Consider the following 15,367-nt stretch of genomic DNA (forward strand, 5'->3'; position numbering starts at 1 on the left):
AACTGACACGGAGCGCAGGCGCGGAGTGTCAGTTTGCGACCGCTCACCGGCCAAGAAAGCCGCTCTCTACGAAAGGCGAGCCATGACCGAGCAGCCGCTTCTCAGGATCATCACCCCCTCGACGACTTCCGAGGAGATCGCGGCGATCGTGACGGTCCTGGCCTCCCTCGGGGGCGGCGAGCCCGCAGCCCCCGAGCCCCGCAGCGAGTGGGCCAGCCCCGCCCGCCGGATGCGTGGCGCGCCGGCGACCAGCTGGCGCGCCTCCGGCCTCCCCCACTGACGACTCGGCAGAAGTGCTGGTCTGAGAGGGCGCGAGTCGGCAGAAGTGTGAGTCTGAGAGGGCGCGAGTCGGCAGAAGTGTGAGTCTAGTCCGAGAATGGACCCAGCCATGCGTGCGGCAGCACCCGGCGCAGCCGGGTAGGGGTTGGTGGTGGTTTCAGGCGGCGGGTTGCAGGGTGACGTGGTAGCCGAGTGCTTCGAGGCCTCGGACGTGGCTGCGCTTCTTAGCGGTGGTCGAGACACGCTTGTCGTAGTGGTCGGGGCCGAGGTCGTGGAAACGGGCGTCGGGGTCGGCCAGGAGGTGCCAGGTGATGGTCAGGATCGAGCGTCCGACCGCGACCATGGCCTTCTTCTTCCCACTTCGGGCGATGCGTCGGTAGCGGGCGCCGAGGAAGGTGTCGGTGCGGGCGGCACCCAGGGCGGCTTCGCCCAGGGCACGGGCCAGGTAACGGTTGCCGTGACCGGTGGAGCCGTTTCCTTTCGACTTGCCCGCGCTGGCTTTGATCCCGGGTGAGAACTTCGCCCACGACGCCAGGTGCCCGGGGGTGGGGAACCGGGTCATGTCGATCCCGATCTCGGCGATGATGACCGCGGCCGCTTTCGGGCCGACTCCGGGGATCTCCTCGAGCCGGGCGACCGCGTCAGCGAAAGGGGCCAGCAACACCTCGATCTGTGCCTCGAGGGCAGCGATGTCGGCGTTGTCACGGTCGATCCGGTCCAGCATCATCTTGAGCCGGAACCGGTGAGAGGCATCGAACGTGCCGACCTTCAGCCCCGCGAACGCGTCCTCAAGCAGGCTGATCTTGGACCGCAACCTGGTCCGAGCCATGTCCGCGAGGACCTTGGGGTCACGTTCCCCGGCGATCATCGCCTCCATCATCGCCCGCCCGGAGACACCGTGGATGTCAGAGGCCACGACCGAGAGCTTGATGCAGGCCTCCTCCAACAACTTCTCCACCCGGTTCTTGGTCGCGTTACGGGCGGCCACCAGATCGACCCCGGTCACGAGTCAGGCCCCGAAGGCGGCGGATATCGGCCGGGGGCACGAAACTCGGGCGAAGCATCTGCCGTTCAGCGACCTTGCACAACCACACCGCATCGGCCACATCGGTCTTCGCTCGCCCGGGCAGATGACGCACATCCTTGGCGTTGACCAGCCACGGGCGCAGGCCGTGGGCCTCGAACAGGTAGAACGGGGCACGCCAGTAATCCGAGGTGGCTTCCATCACCACCCGCTCGACGCCCAGATCCACGAGCCGGTTCGCCAGGTCGCTCAACGAGCCCACCATCGCCGAATGCGTCGTCACTTCCTGGACCCGGCGGGTCTTGCCCGCTGGCGCGGGTAGCCGGACACAGCACACGACCTCTGCCTTGCCGATGTCCAACGCCGCGACACGTTCGATGATCTGCTCATCGTCTTCTGACTCCGCGAACACCCCGGTTCCTCCTCACCATCGATCACTCCTGTACCGAAAGCGACCGCCCGGGGGAACCGCCAGGGCAAACAAGCGAATCTAGTCCTCGCGCTCACACCAGCCCACCACACTTCGGTGGCCCGGATCGGCAGCATTGAAAGGCCCACCACGCGATTCCCCCACCCAGCTGAGAAACGGCCTCAAGGGACCATAGGAACAACGGCGTCACCGGGCGACCGCACCACCATTCTCAACCCGGAACGGGCGGCCCGCCAGGGCCACAACAGCTGAGAAGGCGCGAGTCGGCAGAAGTGCTGGTGCCCGCCCTGCACTTCTGCCGACTCGGCACTTCTGAGACCTGCACTTCTGCCGACTCGGCGGTTTTGAGACCTGCACTTCTGCCGACTCGCGCATAGGCACATAGGGTCGGGAGCATGACCCGACCTGTCGACGCTCGGACCGACCAGTTCGTCGAGGAGTACGCCGCCCTCGACCCGCTCACCGCCACCTATGCCGGCATCGCCGGCCACGACCACGAGCTGCCCGACCTCTCCCCCGACGGATTCGGCGCCCGCGAGGAGGCCAGCCGGACCGCGCTGGCCGAGGTCGAGGCGCTGACCCCGGTCGACGAGCGCGAGGCGGTGGCGAGGGCGGCCTTCCTCGAGCGGACCGCGCTGGAGGTCGAGGAGGTCGACGCCGGGCTGGCCCGCTCGCAGCTGTCGGTGATCGGCAGCGCGGCGCACGCCATCCGCGAGGCGTTCGACCTGATGCCCACCGCCACCGAGGAGGACTGGAGCAATATCGCGGCCCGGCTGGCCGGCATCCCGCGAGCCATCGCCGACTACCAGGTCACGCTGGCGCAGGAGGCGGCGGCAGGACGTGTGGTCGCCCGCCGGCAGTACGTCGAGGTGGCCACCCAGGTGCGGGGCTGGACCGGTCAGGAGGGCGACGGCGGCGACTTCTTCGCGCGGCTGGCCGCCGGGGCGCCGGACACCCTCCCCGCGTCGCTGCGGGGAGAGCTCGCCGACGGCGCGGCGGCCGCCAGCGCGGCGTACGCCGACTTCGGCCGCTTCCTGGAGAGCGACCTGGCGCCCCGGGGCCGGGAGCGGGAGGCGGTCGGGCGGGAGCACTACGCACTGGAGTCGCGTCGCTTCCTCGGCGCCACGGTGGATCTGGAGGAGACCTACGCCTGGGGCTGGGAGGAGCTGAGGCGACTCGAGGACGACATGGCCGCCACGGCCGACCGCATCCTGCCCGGCGCGTCGGTGCCGGAGGCGGTGGCCCACCTGGACGCCGACCCGGCCCGCAAGATCCCCAAGGACGCGCTGCGCGGCTGGATGCAGTCGCTGGCCGACCGGGTGATCGACGAGCTCGCCGGCGTCCACTTCGACATCGCCGAGCCGATCCGCCGGATCGAGGCGATGATCGCGCCCACCAACGACGGCGGCATCTACTACACCGGGCCGAGCGAGGACTTCTCCCGGCCGGGTCGGATGTGGTGGTCGATCCCCGACGGGGTGACCGAGTTCAGCCCGTGGCGGGAGACCACGACCGTCTTCCACGAGGGCGTGCCCGGGCACCACCTGCAGGTCGGCCAGACCGCCTACCGCGCCGACCTGCTCAACCGCTGGCAGCGGCTGTTCTGCTGGGTCAGCGGCCATGGCGAGGGCTGGGCGCTCTACGCCGAGCGGCTGATGGACGACCTGGGCTACCTCGCCGACCCGGCCGACCGGCTCGGTATGCTCGACGGGCAGGCGTTCCGGGCGGCGCGGGTGATCATCGACATCGGGATGCACCTGGAGCTGGAGATCCCGCGCGACAATCCGTTCGGCTATCGGCCGGGCGAGCGCTGGACGCCGGCCTACGGCCGCGAGTTCATGGGCCAGCACTGTCTGATGGACCCGGCCTTCATCGACTTCGAGGTCAAGCGCTATCTCGGCTGGCCCGGCCAGGCGCCGTCGTACAAGGTCGGCGAGCGGATCTGGCTCGAGGCCCGCGACGCCGCCCGGGCGCGGCGCGGCGCCGACTTCGACCTCAAGGCCTTCCACACCGCGGCGCTCAACCTCGGCTCGCTGGGGCTGGACCCGCTCAAGGAGGCGCTCGCCCGGCTGTGACCGTTCGCTTCAACGACCGAGCAGGGCGACGATCTCGTCGGCGCGCTCGGGTCGGCCGGAGGCGCGCAGCAGCTCGATCAGGTCGCCGGCGGCCTCGGCGCGACGCTGCCGGTCCCGGGCCATGCCGAAGCCCTCGAAGGCGGACTCCAGCGACCAGACGGCGCCCTCGGTGTCGCCCTCCTCGCGCTGCAGCCGGCCCGCCAGCCAGAAGGCGTGCGAGGCGTCGGACACCAGGCCCAGCCGGGCGAACTCCTCCCCCGCCAGCAGCGCCTCGGTGATGGCCCGGCCGAGGTCACGGTCCGGCGAGGGATCCGCACCGATGGCACGGGCGAGAGTGTCCCGGGCGCTCGCGCGGGCGCCGAGCCGCTCCTGCTGCCGCTCCTCGGTCAGCTCCTCGCCGGAGGAGTCGTCGGCGAGGCGGTCGAGCAGCTGCCGCAGCTGGTCGATCAGCTCGGCCGGGTCGCGCATCCGGGCGGCGACCGGCGCCCAGGCGGTGAGCACCTGCCCGATCAGCGTGTCGCCGACGCCGGCGGCCCGTAGCCGCGGGATCGCCTCACGGTAGCGCTCGTGGGCCGCCGCATCGTCCTGGAGCTCCTGCACGCACCGCGCGGACTCCGCCCAGGCCACCCCGGAGAGCTCCAGCAGGCCCTCCTCCTGGCCGAGTCGCGCCGCGGCGAGGTACTCCTCGGCGGCGCCGTACCAGGCGCGCTGGCCGGCCAGCATCTCACCGCGGGCGTAGCGCTGCTCGGCGGTGAGCCCCTCGACCGGGTCGGCGGCCGTGGGCTCGGCTGCCGTGGACCCAGCCTCGGCGGCGGCCGTCGTCCCCTCCGCGCCGCTGCCGGGATCGCCCGTCACGACGGGCCGGCCGGACACGCCCAGCTCCAGAGGCTGGGGCGCCCGCGTAGTCGCCAGCGCCCGGGCGATGAGCCGGGCGTAGTAGTCGGTGCCATTGCGCCGGTCGAACCGCGCCGCCAGCGTGCTCGCCTCGGTCTCGACCCAGCGGTGCAGGTCGGCCAGGGTGGGCGCGGCCGGGGTGCGCAGTCCGGTGGGCAGCTCGCCGCGGTCGAGATTGGCCGACAGCCCGGCGAGGACACCGAGCAGGAAGCGGAGCCGGAACAGTGGCGTGGAGGCTCGCAGCAGCAACGGCGCGTGGTCCTCACGGAGCGTGCGCAGCGCCCGCTCGATCTCCCCGCCGATGGCGAGCGTGGCGAACCCCTGGCCCTTGGCGGGGGCGAAGTCGCTGCCCTCGGCACCGTCGAGGGAGGCGAGCGCCCGTAGGTAGGACCGGGTGGCCAGCTCCGGCTGACCGGCCTGGATCGCGGCCAGGGCGAGCGCATGCAGGGTGCGCATCGGCTCCTGGTTGCAGCTGCCGGACAGCTGCTGACCGGCGGCGATGGCCTCCTCGTAGCGGCCCAGCTCGGTGAAGTAGTCCACGTGGTGGCCGGTCAGACATGCCTGGCAGTCGTCGAACTCGTCCCTGGGCTGGGTCTGCCAGGCGATCCGCGTCTCCTCCATCGTGGGCAGGCCGGCGTGCCAAGCCCAGCGGAACTCCGACATCGCGACCGAGGAGGTGCCCTTGCCGGCCAGGTCGAACCGGCGACGCATGTCGGCGAGGAACGCCTCGGCCTGGACCACGGTGATCTCGGCGTACTCCGAGAGGTCGGCGGCCACCCACTTGAACTCCCAGAACAGGTTGCGGGCGTCCTGCTCGTCGAACAGCTCGGGCCGCTCGTCCCACAGCCGCAGCAGCCGGGCGAAGACGACGAACGACTTCGACCCCTCGCCGGTGAAGGTGTAGACCTCGACGAGGTCGAGCAGTGCCTCGGCCAGCAGGTGCTCCGGGCCCTCGGCCTCGACCTTGCGAGTGATCGCCTCGGTCGCCGCCGTCCGCGCCACGCCGTACGGCATCTGCCGGATGCGGCGCAGCTCCTGATCGGTCGAGATGGCCATGGTGATCCTTTCCTAGCGGGGGCCGACCTCAGCGGTCCTGGCGGAGCGAGGCACCGAGCAGCACGCTCAACGCGTCGCCCAGCGCGACTGCCTCGGCGGCGTGCAGGCCCTCTCCGGCCAGCATGACGGCGGAGAGGTAGAGCGAGCGCAGCCCGGCGGCGAACACGTCTCCCGCGGGCGCGGCCAGCAGCCGGCGGACCACCTCGGCATCGTCGTTGAGCACCAGCGTCCGGGTGCGCGCCTCGGAATCGGCGGCGAAGGAGTCCAGCAGTCCGCCCCAGCGATCCGGGGACGCCTCTCGCTCCCGGTTCAGCTCACGACGGTGCTCGCCTGCGGAGTCGCGCAGCAGCACGGCCGGCACGGTCGCCGGGTCGAAGGTGCGCACGATGACGTCGCAGTCGTCGGGCTGGAGCAGGTCGCGAGCTCGGCTGATCGCCGGCGCGAGCTCCAGCTCACGGGCCACGTCGGGGATGCCGAGCACCTGCACCATGTCGGAGTTGGAGAGCTCGCGCACCCGCCAGCCCGGCCGCTCGCCGAGCCCCTGGAGCAGGTCGAGGTCGTAGACGTAGCCCGCGTTGACGACCACCAGACCCTGGGCGCGGGCCACCGTGGCCACCCGGCGGTAGGCCTCGGTGGTGGTGGCGTAGACGATCTCGCCGCGCTCGGCCACCTCGGCCAGGGTGAGGGCACCGTCGGTGGTCTCGAACGGCAGCACCTGGGCGATCAGCTCGACCATGTCGGGCTCGGTCACCGCGAGGGCGCGCAGCGCGAGGTGGTGGGTGCGGATGAAGTTGCGGGCGAGCCGGTTGCCGCTGGTGAGGGTGGCGGTGGCCCAGTGGCGGATCTGCTCTCCCAGGGCGTCGCGGACGGCGTGGAGCACCTCGTCGTCCTGGAGCTGTTCGCGGGAGGCGGTCGGCGAGAGCGTGTCGGTGTCGAGCACGGCGCGGGCGAAGAAGGCCCACTCCGGCAGGATCCGGTCCACCCGGGGACCCAGCAGCATCCGCTTGACGTAGACCCGGTGCCGACCGGAGCCCGGCGAGACCGCCTGGGGCAGGATGAAGGCGACGCCGCTGATCCCGACGAGCGGCAGGTCGAGGTCGATATGGCCGAGCGGGGTGAAGCCGAAGGTGTCCTCGCAGACCCGGGACAACGCCTTGGCGCGCGCGGCGGCCGACTCCTGCTCGACGCGCCAGGGCAGCTCGGGCACGGTGATCCGGCGCCAGAGCCGGCCGACCCCGTCGACCGGCACCTCCACCGCGACGTCGACCGGCAGCATCGAGGCGTAGTCGGCGGCGAGGTCGACCACCTTCTGATTGGCCAGCCAGTCGGACATGTCGGAGCGGGCGGTGAGCAGCACCGTCGTGCCCACCTCGACGTCGGCGTCCTCCAGGGTGTCGATCTCGAAGGTGCCGTTGGCGTGCCCGACCCAGCGGATGGGCAGCGCGCCGGGACGCGCCGAGCGGGAGAGCACCTCGATGCGGTTGGCCACCATGAAGGCGGCCAGCAGCCCGATGCCGAACTGGCCGATGAGCTCGGAGCGCTGCAGGCCGAGCTCCGGCTCGCGCTTGGACGAACGGCCGATGGTGGCCAGCAGCTCGGTCGCCTCCTCGGCGGTGAGCCCGATGCCGGTGTCGACCACCCGCAGCGTCGGGTGTCCCTGCTCGTCCTCGCCGGTGGAGATCCGGACCTTGGCCGGGGCGGTCGGATCGGCGCTCTGGCGCGCGGTGATCGCGTCCACGGCGTTCTGGATCAGCTCGCGAACATAGACCTGGGGCCCGGAGTAGAGGTGACGCGAGAGCAGGTCGACCATCCCGGCGAGGTCGACCTGGAAGCGATCGGACACGAGCGCTACTCGGAGCGGTAGCGGGCGGCGGCCTCGGGGAAGGTCTCGTCGAGGTGGTCGAAGAACGCCTCACCGGTGTTGACGGCGCAGATGATGTGCTGTCGGAGCTGCTCGTCGGTGAGCCCGTACTCGTAGTCGACGTTGAGCTCGCAGTGCAGCCTGACGTCGCCCTCGTCGTCGGCCCGGGCGTAGGTCTTGGGCCAGCGCTTCTCCAGGTTCCACTGGTTGCTGGCCTCCAGGGCCCGCTGGAACTCGGCGGTGGTCAGCTCGCCGTACCACGTGCCGCGCACGCACAGCAGCTCGGCGCCGTCCCCGTGCACGAAGAAGTAGAAGTAGCCGCTCTCCCAGCCGCCGCCGATGTCACCGTCGGAGTCGACGCGGTAGGACCAGCCGGCATCCTCCAGCACCTTCTTGATGCGGTCCTTCGAGAGCGGGGCGAGCCCGCCGGTCGCTGCAGGTCCGCTTTCCTTGGCGAAGAATCCCACGAGATGTCCTTTCAGGTTGTCGACAGAGCCCGAGGCGGTGGTCTCTCGACCCCCCCCGGGAGGGCGGCCGGAGCGGCGTTTCCCTAGGTCGGAAGATATCCAAGCGGAGCCTGCCCGGGGAGGGCGCCTTGCAAACTCGCGAGCAGAACTCTGCCGGGCTACTGTCCCAGCCGGGCCAGCTCCTCCTCGATCACCGAGGGGTCGAGCTTGGTGAAGACCGGGGTGGGCTTGCCGACCGGCGTGCCGACGGCGACCGGGTGACGCTCCCAGGTCGGGACCGAGGAGTAGTCGCCGGTGATGATCGGGTACGACGCCCCGCCGTCGAGGTCGTCGACCTCCTCGATCCGCGGCAGCGGCGCGACCTCGCCCTTGCCGCCCAGCGTCCGGTCGACCTCGTTGGCCGAGAACGGCAGGAACGGGCTCAGCACGAGGTTGAGGTCGGCGACGCACTGGGCCATCACGTGGAGGACGGTGCCGAGCCGCTCGGGGTCTGCCCCAGAATCAGACTTGGCGATCTTCCACGGCTCACTGTCGGAGACGTACTTGTTGACCTCGCCGACCACCCGCATGGCCTCGCCGACGGCGCGCTTCTGCTGGTGGCGGCCGATCAGCCCGCCGACGGTGCCGAACGCCGCCTCCACCGTGTCGAGGATCGCCTCGTCCTCGGGGGTCAGCGCGCCCAGCGCGGGGATCTCGCCGAAGTTCTTGGCGATCAGGGTCGCGGTGCGGTTGACCAGGTTGCCCCAGCCGGCGACCAGCTCGTCGTTGGTGCGCCGCACGAACTCGGCCCAGGTGAAGTCGCTGTCCTGGCTCTCCGGGCCGGCGACGGCGACGAAGTAGCGGAACGCGTCGGGCTGGTAGCGCGCCAGCAGGTCGCGGACGTAGATGACGATGCGCCGCGAGGAGGAGAACTTCTTGCCCTCCATGGTCAGGAACTCGCTGGAGACCACCTCGGTGGGCAGGTTGAGCACGCCGTACTCCCGGGGGGTGCCGCCGCGCGAGCCCTTCCCGGAGTAGGCCAGCAGCTCGGCCGGCCAGATCTGGGAGTGGAAGGTGATGTTGTCCTTGCCCATGAAGTAGTAGCTGAGCGCATCCGGGTCGTTCCACCAGGCGCGCCAGGCGTTGGGGTCGCCGGAGCGGCGAGCCCACTCGATAGAGGCCGACAGGTAGCCGATGACGGCGTCGAACCAGACGTAGAGCTTCTTGGTCGGGTTGTCCCGCCAGCCCTCCAACGGCACCGCGATGCCCCAGTCGATGTCGCGGGTCATCGCCCGCGGCCGGATCTCCGCCAGGATGTTCTTGGAGAACGCGATGACGTTGGGGCGCCACAGCCCGGTCGCCTCCCGCTCGTCGAGCCACTCGCTCAGCGCCTCGGCCAGCGCCGGCAGGTCGAGGAAGAAGTGCTGGGTCTCGATGAACTGCGGCGTCTCGCCGTTGATCTTGCTGCGCGGGTTGATCAGGTCCTGCGGGTCGAGCTGGTTGCCGCAGTTGTCGCACTGGTCGCCGCGGGCGCCGTCGTACCCGCAGATCGGGCAGGTGCCCTCGATGTAGCGGTCGGGCAGCGTCCGCCCGGTGGACGGCGAGATGGCGCCGTACGTCGTCTGCTCGACGAAGTAGCCGTTCTCGTAGACCCCGAGGAAGAGCTCCTGTACGACGGCGTGGTGGTTGCGCGTCGTGGTGCGGGTGTAGAGGTCGTAGGTCAGCCCGAGCCCGACCAGGTCCTCGCAGATGAGCCGGTGGTTGGCGTCGACCAGCTGCTGCGGGGTCAGCCCGGCCTCGTCGGCGGCGATCAGGATCGGGGTGCCGTGCTCGTCGGAGCCGGAGACCATGAGCACGTCGTGTCCGGCCATCCGCAGGTAGCGGGAGAAGACGTCGGAGGGCACGCCGAAGCCGGCGACGTGGCCGATGTGGCGCGGGCCGTTGGCGTAGGGCCAGGCGACAGCCGACAAGACATGACTCATGGGATCAAGCCTAGAGTCCGCGGGCTCCTGGCCCGTAGCGGGTGGGCTGGCAAGGCGGAGGCGCGAAGGCGGCCTTGGAGCCACGGCGCGCAGCGCCGTTGCGGGCCGTCGAGCGCCGACAACGCAGCCAGGGCGCCCGCTACGGGTCAGGAGAAGTCCAGTTCGTGGGTGCGGGCGCGTTTTAGCTCGTAGACGTAGGGGAACTTCGTGACCAGCACGAAGCCGTCCCAGAGCCGGCCGGCCTCCTCGCCCTTGGGGGCCTTGGAGATGACCGGCCCGAAGAAGGCCTCGCCCTCGAAGGCGATGGTGGGCGTGCCGACGTCGTTGCCGACCTGGTCCATGCCGAGGTGGTGGGAGGTCTTGATCCACTCGTCGTAGGAGGAGTCGTCCATGGCGTCGACGAGCTCGGCCTCGAGGCCGGCCTGCTCGAGCGCCTCGGCGATCACCTCGCGGGTGAAGGTCTTGCCGTCCAGGTGCTTGGCGGTGCCGAGCGCGGTGTAGAGCGGCAGCAGCACGTCCTTGCCGTGCTTCTGCTCGGCTGCGGCCAGCACCCGGACGGGTCCCCAGGCGTCCTTGAGGTAGTCGCGGTAGGACTGCGGGATGTCCTTGTCCTGGTTGAGATAGGCCAGGCTCATGATGTGCCAGGTCACGGAGATGTCCCGGACCTTCTCGACCTCCAGGATCCAGCGCGAGGTGATCCAGGCGAACGGGCAGGCGGGGTCGAACCAGAAGTCGGCGTTGGTCCTCGTACTCATGCCACCAGTCAACCACCGACCGCCGACAACCCTTCCCGGCGCGTCAGTGCCTCGTGGACTTCGCCTTCTTCTTGGGTTTGGCCCGCCCTTCCTCGATCGTCACCGTGGCGCTCGCCCGGGCCGTCGTGAGCCGGTCGCTGCCGGCGTAGTAGACGTCGAGAGGCCGCTCGCCCGACTTCAGCCCGTCGAGCCGGACCTTGGCGACGCCCCTGACCAGGGTGACCGCCACCTTCTTGCCGGCAACCTTGATCCACACCTTGCCCGACGGCCTGACGGTGTCCGGCGTGCTCACGATCACCTTGACCAGCAGCGAGCGCGGCCTGGCGTTGGCGACCTTGACGTCGACCGTCGCCGGTGCGGCGATCTTGCCGACCGGGCCGAGCACCACGGTCCTGCTCAGGTAGCCCTCGTGGCTCAGCGTCACCTTCACGCTGACCGACTTGCCGATGTCGCGTGGCTTCACGACGTACGACGCCCCGGTGAAGGCCGGCATGGACTTGCCGTCGCGCTGCCAGACGTAGGTGGCCGTCGAATCGGCCGGATCGAGCACGCCCGGGTCGACGGTGAGCACCGACCCGACCAGTTGCTCGCCGTCGATCCGTCCGGGTGTGACGATCCCGACGTTGGGGGCGAGGACCGGGTCGGTCGGCGCCGAGGTGGCCACCAGGGTGTTGTAGCCCGCCTTCGTCGCGGTGACGGCGGCGGAGATGCCCTGACCGGCCTGCGCCTTCGTCGGCACGAAGCTGGCGCCGTTCGCGCCCTGGATCGGCACGCCGTCGGCGAGCCACTGGACCGAGATGTTGTCGGGCGCCGGCGAGTAGGCACCGGTGTCGACCGTGAGCGTCTTGTCGACCTGGGCGGTGCCGGTGACGGTCGGCTGCCGGTCGGCGCGCAGGTCGCCGGGGACGACCGGGGCGGTCCACGCCGTACCCGCGGCGGCACTGGCGTACCACTGCTTGCCCGCCACGACGACCGCCGCGAGCTGCTGGCCGACCAGCGACGGGCCGGGGACGAAGGTGCTGCCGGTCGCGCCGGGAATCGGGGCACCGCTGGCGTACCACTGGTAGGCGTAGGAGTCGGGCGCGGGCTTCCACGACCCGGTGTTGACGCTCAGCGTCTGGCCGACCTGCACGGTGCCGCCGATGGACGGCGCGCCGGTGTTGGTCACCGCCAGGTCGCGGTAGTGGATGAAGCCGCTCGGCCACGGCCCGTCGCTGCGGATCCGGCGCCAGCTGAACTCGCTGCCGTAGTTGGACTCCGAGATCACGATCTCGTTGGCGCTGAGGATCTGCTCGACATAGGCGACGTGGCCGGCGGAGCCGCCGCCGTTGGTGCCGGCCTTCCACCAGGCGATCGCGCCGATCGCCGGCGTGCCGTTGGTGATCGAGCCGAAGGAGGTGCCCCAGTAGGTCGCGTTGCCCTTGCTCGCCTTGAGCTCGGCCGGTCGCGTGGCCGAGCCGCCGTTCTTGATCATCCGGTAGGCGACGTAGTTGGTGCAGTTCACGCCGGAGTACATGTTCCAGTACATCTGGCCCATCGCGCCCTTGTAGCCCCGGTGCGGCATACCTGCCGACCGGCAGGCGGCGAAGCCGCGGCAGAGCACCTGGGAGGAGGCGGTGCCCTGGTCGACGGTGACCGACCAGGAGGCGGAGAGGGGTCCGAGCAGGGCTGCCAACAGGCTCACCAGGAGGGCAAAGTGGAGTCCTCGGCGAGCCTGCTGATACGCATGTGACTGGAGTGGCACGTGAGCACTCTAGAGAAAGAAATGTCAATGCGACACGCCGAGGGGATAACTACATCTTTGTAGTTCTTTCTCCGTCACCGTCTCCCGATGCGACGCATCTGGCACCCCGTGCGAGGATGCGCCCATGCCTGGAACCAACCTCACTCGGGCCGAGGCTGCCGAGCGCGCCGGCCTACTCGACGTGGCCACCTACGCCGTCGAGCTCGACCTCACCACCGGCGAGCGCACCTTCGCCTCCACCACGACGGTCACGTTCACGGCCAACACCCCCGGCGCGTCGACGTTCGTCGATCTCGTCGATGCCGACCTCCAGGAGATCACGCTCAACGGCGTCGCCCTCGATCCCGCCTCGGCGTACGCCGACTCCCGGATCGCGCTGAGCGACCTCGCCGCCGAGAACACCCTCGTCGTGCGGGCGGACCTCCCCTACAGCCACTCGGGCGAGGGCCTGCACCGCTTCGTCGACCCGGTCGACGGCAAGGTCTACACCTACAGCCAGTTCGAGGTGCCCGACGCCCGCCGGGTGTTCGCGACCTTCGAGCAGCCCGACCTGAAGGCGTCGTTCCAGTTCACCGTCACCGCACCCGAGCACTGGGTCGTGGTCTCCAACTCCCCCACCCCGGAGCCGGAGCAGCTGGGGGACGGCCGGGCGACCTGGCGCTTCGAGCCCACCAAGCCGATGTCGACCTATGTCGCCGCGATCGTCGCCGGCGAGTACGTCGGCGTGCACGACGTCTACGAAGGGAAGTTCGGCACCATCCCGCTGGGCCACTACACCCGCGCCTCGCTGGCGCCGTACCTCGACCGCGAGGAGGTCGTGAAGCTCACCAAGCAGGGCTTCGCCTTCTTCGAGGAGGCCTTCGACTACCCCTACCCGTTCGGGAAGTACGACCAGCTCTACGTGCCGGAGTACAACATGGGCGCGATGGAGAATGCCGGCGCGGTGACGCTACGCGACGAGTACATCCCCCGCTCGCGGCAGCCGCGCTCGTTCTACGAGTTCCGCGCCAGCGTGATCCTCCACGAGATGGCGCACATGTGGTTCGGCGACCTGGTCACCATGAAGTGGTGGGACGACCTGTGGCTCAACGAGTCCTTCGCCGAATGGGCCTGCTACTGGGCCGAGGCCGAGGCCACCGAGTTCAAGGACGCCTGGACCGGATTCACCAACGCCCGGAAGCTGACCGGCTACCGCCAGGACACCATGGTCACCACCCACCCCATCGCGCCGGTGATCGACGACCTCCACGACACCGAGGTCAACTTCGACATGATCACCTACGCCAAGGGCGCCTCGGTGCTCAAGCAGCTGGTCGCCTGGGTCGGCCAGGAGCCGTTCCTCGCCGGGCTGCGCTCCTACTTCAAGGAGTTCGAGTTCGGCAACGCGGTCTTCGACGACCTACTGCGCCACCTCGAGGCCGCCTCCGGCCGGGAGCTCGCCAGCTGGGCACAGGAGTGGCTGCAGACCTCCGAGGTCAACACGCTCTCGCCGGAGTTCACGCTCGACGCCGAGGGGCGGTACGCCGGCATCGCGGTGCGGCAGCGCGCCCATCCTGACCACCCGGTGCTGCGCCGTCACCGGCTCGGCATCGGCCTCTACGACAAGGCCGGGTCCGGTTCCGGGGCTCCCGGCGCACTGACTCGGCGCCGCTATGTCGAGATCGACGTCGAGGGCGAGCTGACCGAGGTCCCGGAGCTGGTCGGCGAGGCACAGCCCGACCTGCTGCTCCTCAACGACGAGGACCTCGCCTACGCCAAGATCCGACTCGACGAGCGCTCGCTGGCCACCGCGCTCACCAGCCTGTCCGCCATCCCCGACTCGCTGCCGCGGGCGCTCATCTGGAGCGCCGCCTGGGACATGACCCGCGACGCCGAGATGCCGGCGCACGACTTCATCGAGCTGGTGCTGGCCAATATCGGCGCCGAGACCGACTCCTGGGGCATCTCGCGGATGCCGCTGCTCGCGGAGCTGGTCGTCAACGGCTATGCCGCCCCGGAGCGGCGACTGGAGCTCAAGCAGCGCTGGGAGGCCGGGCTGCGCGAGCTGCTGCTGGCCGCCGAGCCGGGCAGCGACGCCCAGCTCAGCTTCGTACGTCGCTATTGCGGCGCTGGCGAGATCCTGCGCGGCGGCATCTCCGGCACTCCTGTCGGCGAGCAGACCATCGCCGACCTCACGGCGCTGCTCGACGGCTCCTGGACGGTGCCGGGCCTCGACGTCGACCAGGACCTGCGGTGGTACGTCGTCATCGGCCTGTGCGCCGCCGGGGTCTTCGGCGAGGCCCAGGTGGCCGCCGAGCTTGAGCGCGACCAGACCATCACCGGCCAGGAGAAGGCCTGGGAAGCCCGTGCCGCGATCCCGACGGCGCCGGCCAAGGCGGCCGCCTGGGAGAAGGCCTGGGAGGACGCCAGCACCCCGAACGAGACGCACCGCTCGATCATCGTCTCCTTCGCCCGGGCCGGGCAGGAGGAGCTGATCGCGCCGTACCTGCCGCGGATGCTGGCCGCCGCCGACACGCTCCTCGACCGCATCGGCGCCCACAAGGGCGCGGTCGCCTACGAGTACGGCTTCCCCAGGATGCTGACCTCACCGGAGCAGATCAGGCTCGTCGAGGACTGGATCGCCACCTCCACCGCGCCGGTGGGGCCGATGAAGTTCATCCGCGAGGGTCTCGACGAGATGAAGCGGGGCCGCGCCGCCCAAGCCAAGGACGCCGAGTCGGCAGAAGTGCGGGCCTAGAAACCGCCGAGTCGGCAGAAGTGCGGGCTCAGAAACCGCCGAGTCGGCAGAAGTGCAGGTGCCGAGACCCGCACTTCTGCCGAC

The 15,367-nt window shown here is 70.3% G+C and carries 11 protein-coding genes; 3 read left to right on the top strand and 8 right to left on the bottom strand.

The annotated features are described in order from the left end of the window. The first annotated feature begins 82 nt into the window (after window positions 1-82). Complete coding sequence (locus QM595_RS12410; protein WP_415171869.1) at window positions 83-280, top strand: acyl-CoA carboxylase subunit epsilon; 198 nt, start codon at window positions 83-85, stop codon at window positions 278-280. 156 nt (window positions 281-436) lie between these two features. Here the strand turns inward: QM595_RS12410 and QM595_RS12415 are convergent, their stop codons facing one another. Both QM595_RS12415 and QM595_RS12420 read right to left on the bottom strand, forming a co-directional pair. Continuing rightward, window positions 437-1,285, bottom strand: coding sequence for a transposase (locus tag QM595_RS12415; protein WP_415171870.1), 849 nt, complete (start codon window positions 1,283-1,285; stop codon window positions 437-439). Continuing rightward, window positions 1,254-1,715, bottom strand: coding sequence for an IS110 family transposase (locus tag QM595_RS12420; RefSeq protein ID WP_415171871.1), 462 nt, complete (start codon window positions 1,713-1,715; stop codon window positions 1,254-1,256). Before QM595_RS12420 ends, QM595_RS12415 begins: the two co-directional genes overlap by 32 nt. 413 nt (window positions 1,716-2,128) lie before the next feature. Here QM595_RS12420 and QM595_RS12425 point away from each other — a divergent pair, with 413 nt between their 5' ends. Next, window positions 2,129-3,808: a DUF885 domain-containing protein gene (locus QM595_RS12425; RefSeq protein WP_415171872.1), complete on the top strand. Its 1,680-nt coding sequence runs from the start codon at window positions 2,129-2,131 to the stop codon at window positions 3,806-3,808. 9 nt (window positions 3,809-3,817) lie between these two features. On the opposite strand, the gene QM595_RS12430 is transcribed toward QM595_RS12425, so the two are convergent. From QM595_RS12430 to QM595_RS12455, 6 genes are all read right to left on the bottom strand, one after another. After that, window positions 3,818-5,758, bottom strand: coding sequence for a hypothetical protein (locus QM595_RS12430; RefSeq protein WP_415171873.1), 1,941 nt, complete (start codon window positions 5,756-5,758; stop codon window positions 3,818-3,820). A gap of 28 nt (window positions 5,759-5,786) precedes the next feature. After that, window positions 5,787-7,601 (bottom strand): HSP90 family protein, encoded by a 1,815-nt coding sequence (locus tag QM595_RS12435; protein WP_415171874.1) that lies wholly within the window; start codon window positions 7,599-7,601, stop codon window positions 5,787-5,789. 5 nt (window positions 7,602-7,606) lie between these two features. Further along, window positions 7,607-8,086, bottom strand: coding sequence for a YbjN domain-containing protein (locus tag QM595_RS12440; protein WP_415171875.1), 480 nt, complete (start codon window positions 8,084-8,086; stop codon window positions 7,607-7,609). 158 nt (window positions 8,087-8,244) lie between these two features. Next, on the bottom strand, window positions 8,245-10,047 hold the full coding sequence (metG, locus tag QM595_RS12445; protein WP_415171876.1) for a methionine--tRNA ligase: 1,803 nt from the start codon (window positions 10,045-10,047) through the stop codon (window positions 8,245-8,247). Between the two features lie 146 nt (window positions 10,048-10,193). Further along, window positions 10,194-10,802, bottom strand: a complete 609-nt coding sequence (locus QM595_RS12450) for a DsbA family protein (RefSeq protein WP_415171877.1) — start codon at window positions 10,800-10,802, stop codon at window positions 10,194-10,196. A 43-nt stretch (window positions 10,803-10,845) separates the two neighbouring features. Next, window positions 10,846-12,486, bottom strand: coding sequence for a CHAP domain-containing protein (locus QM595_RS12455; RefSeq protein WP_415171878.1), 1,641 nt, complete (start codon window positions 12,484-12,486; stop codon window positions 10,846-10,848). Between the two features lie 184 nt (window positions 12,487-12,670). Here QM595_RS12455 and pepN point away from each other — a divergent pair, with 184 nt between their 5' ends. Beyond that, window positions 12,671-15,283: an aminopeptidase N gene (gene pepN / locus QM595_RS12460; RefSeq protein WP_415171879.1), complete on the top strand. Its 2,613-nt coding sequence runs from the start codon at window positions 12,671-12,673 to the stop codon at window positions 15,281-15,283. Window positions 15,284-15,367: the final 84 nt, after the last annotated feature.

Origin of the sequence: Nocardioides sp. (assembly GCF_047607185.1) — a bacterium.
GTDB lineage: Bacteria > Actinomycetota > Actinomycetes > Propionibacteriales > Nocardioidaceae > Nocardioides.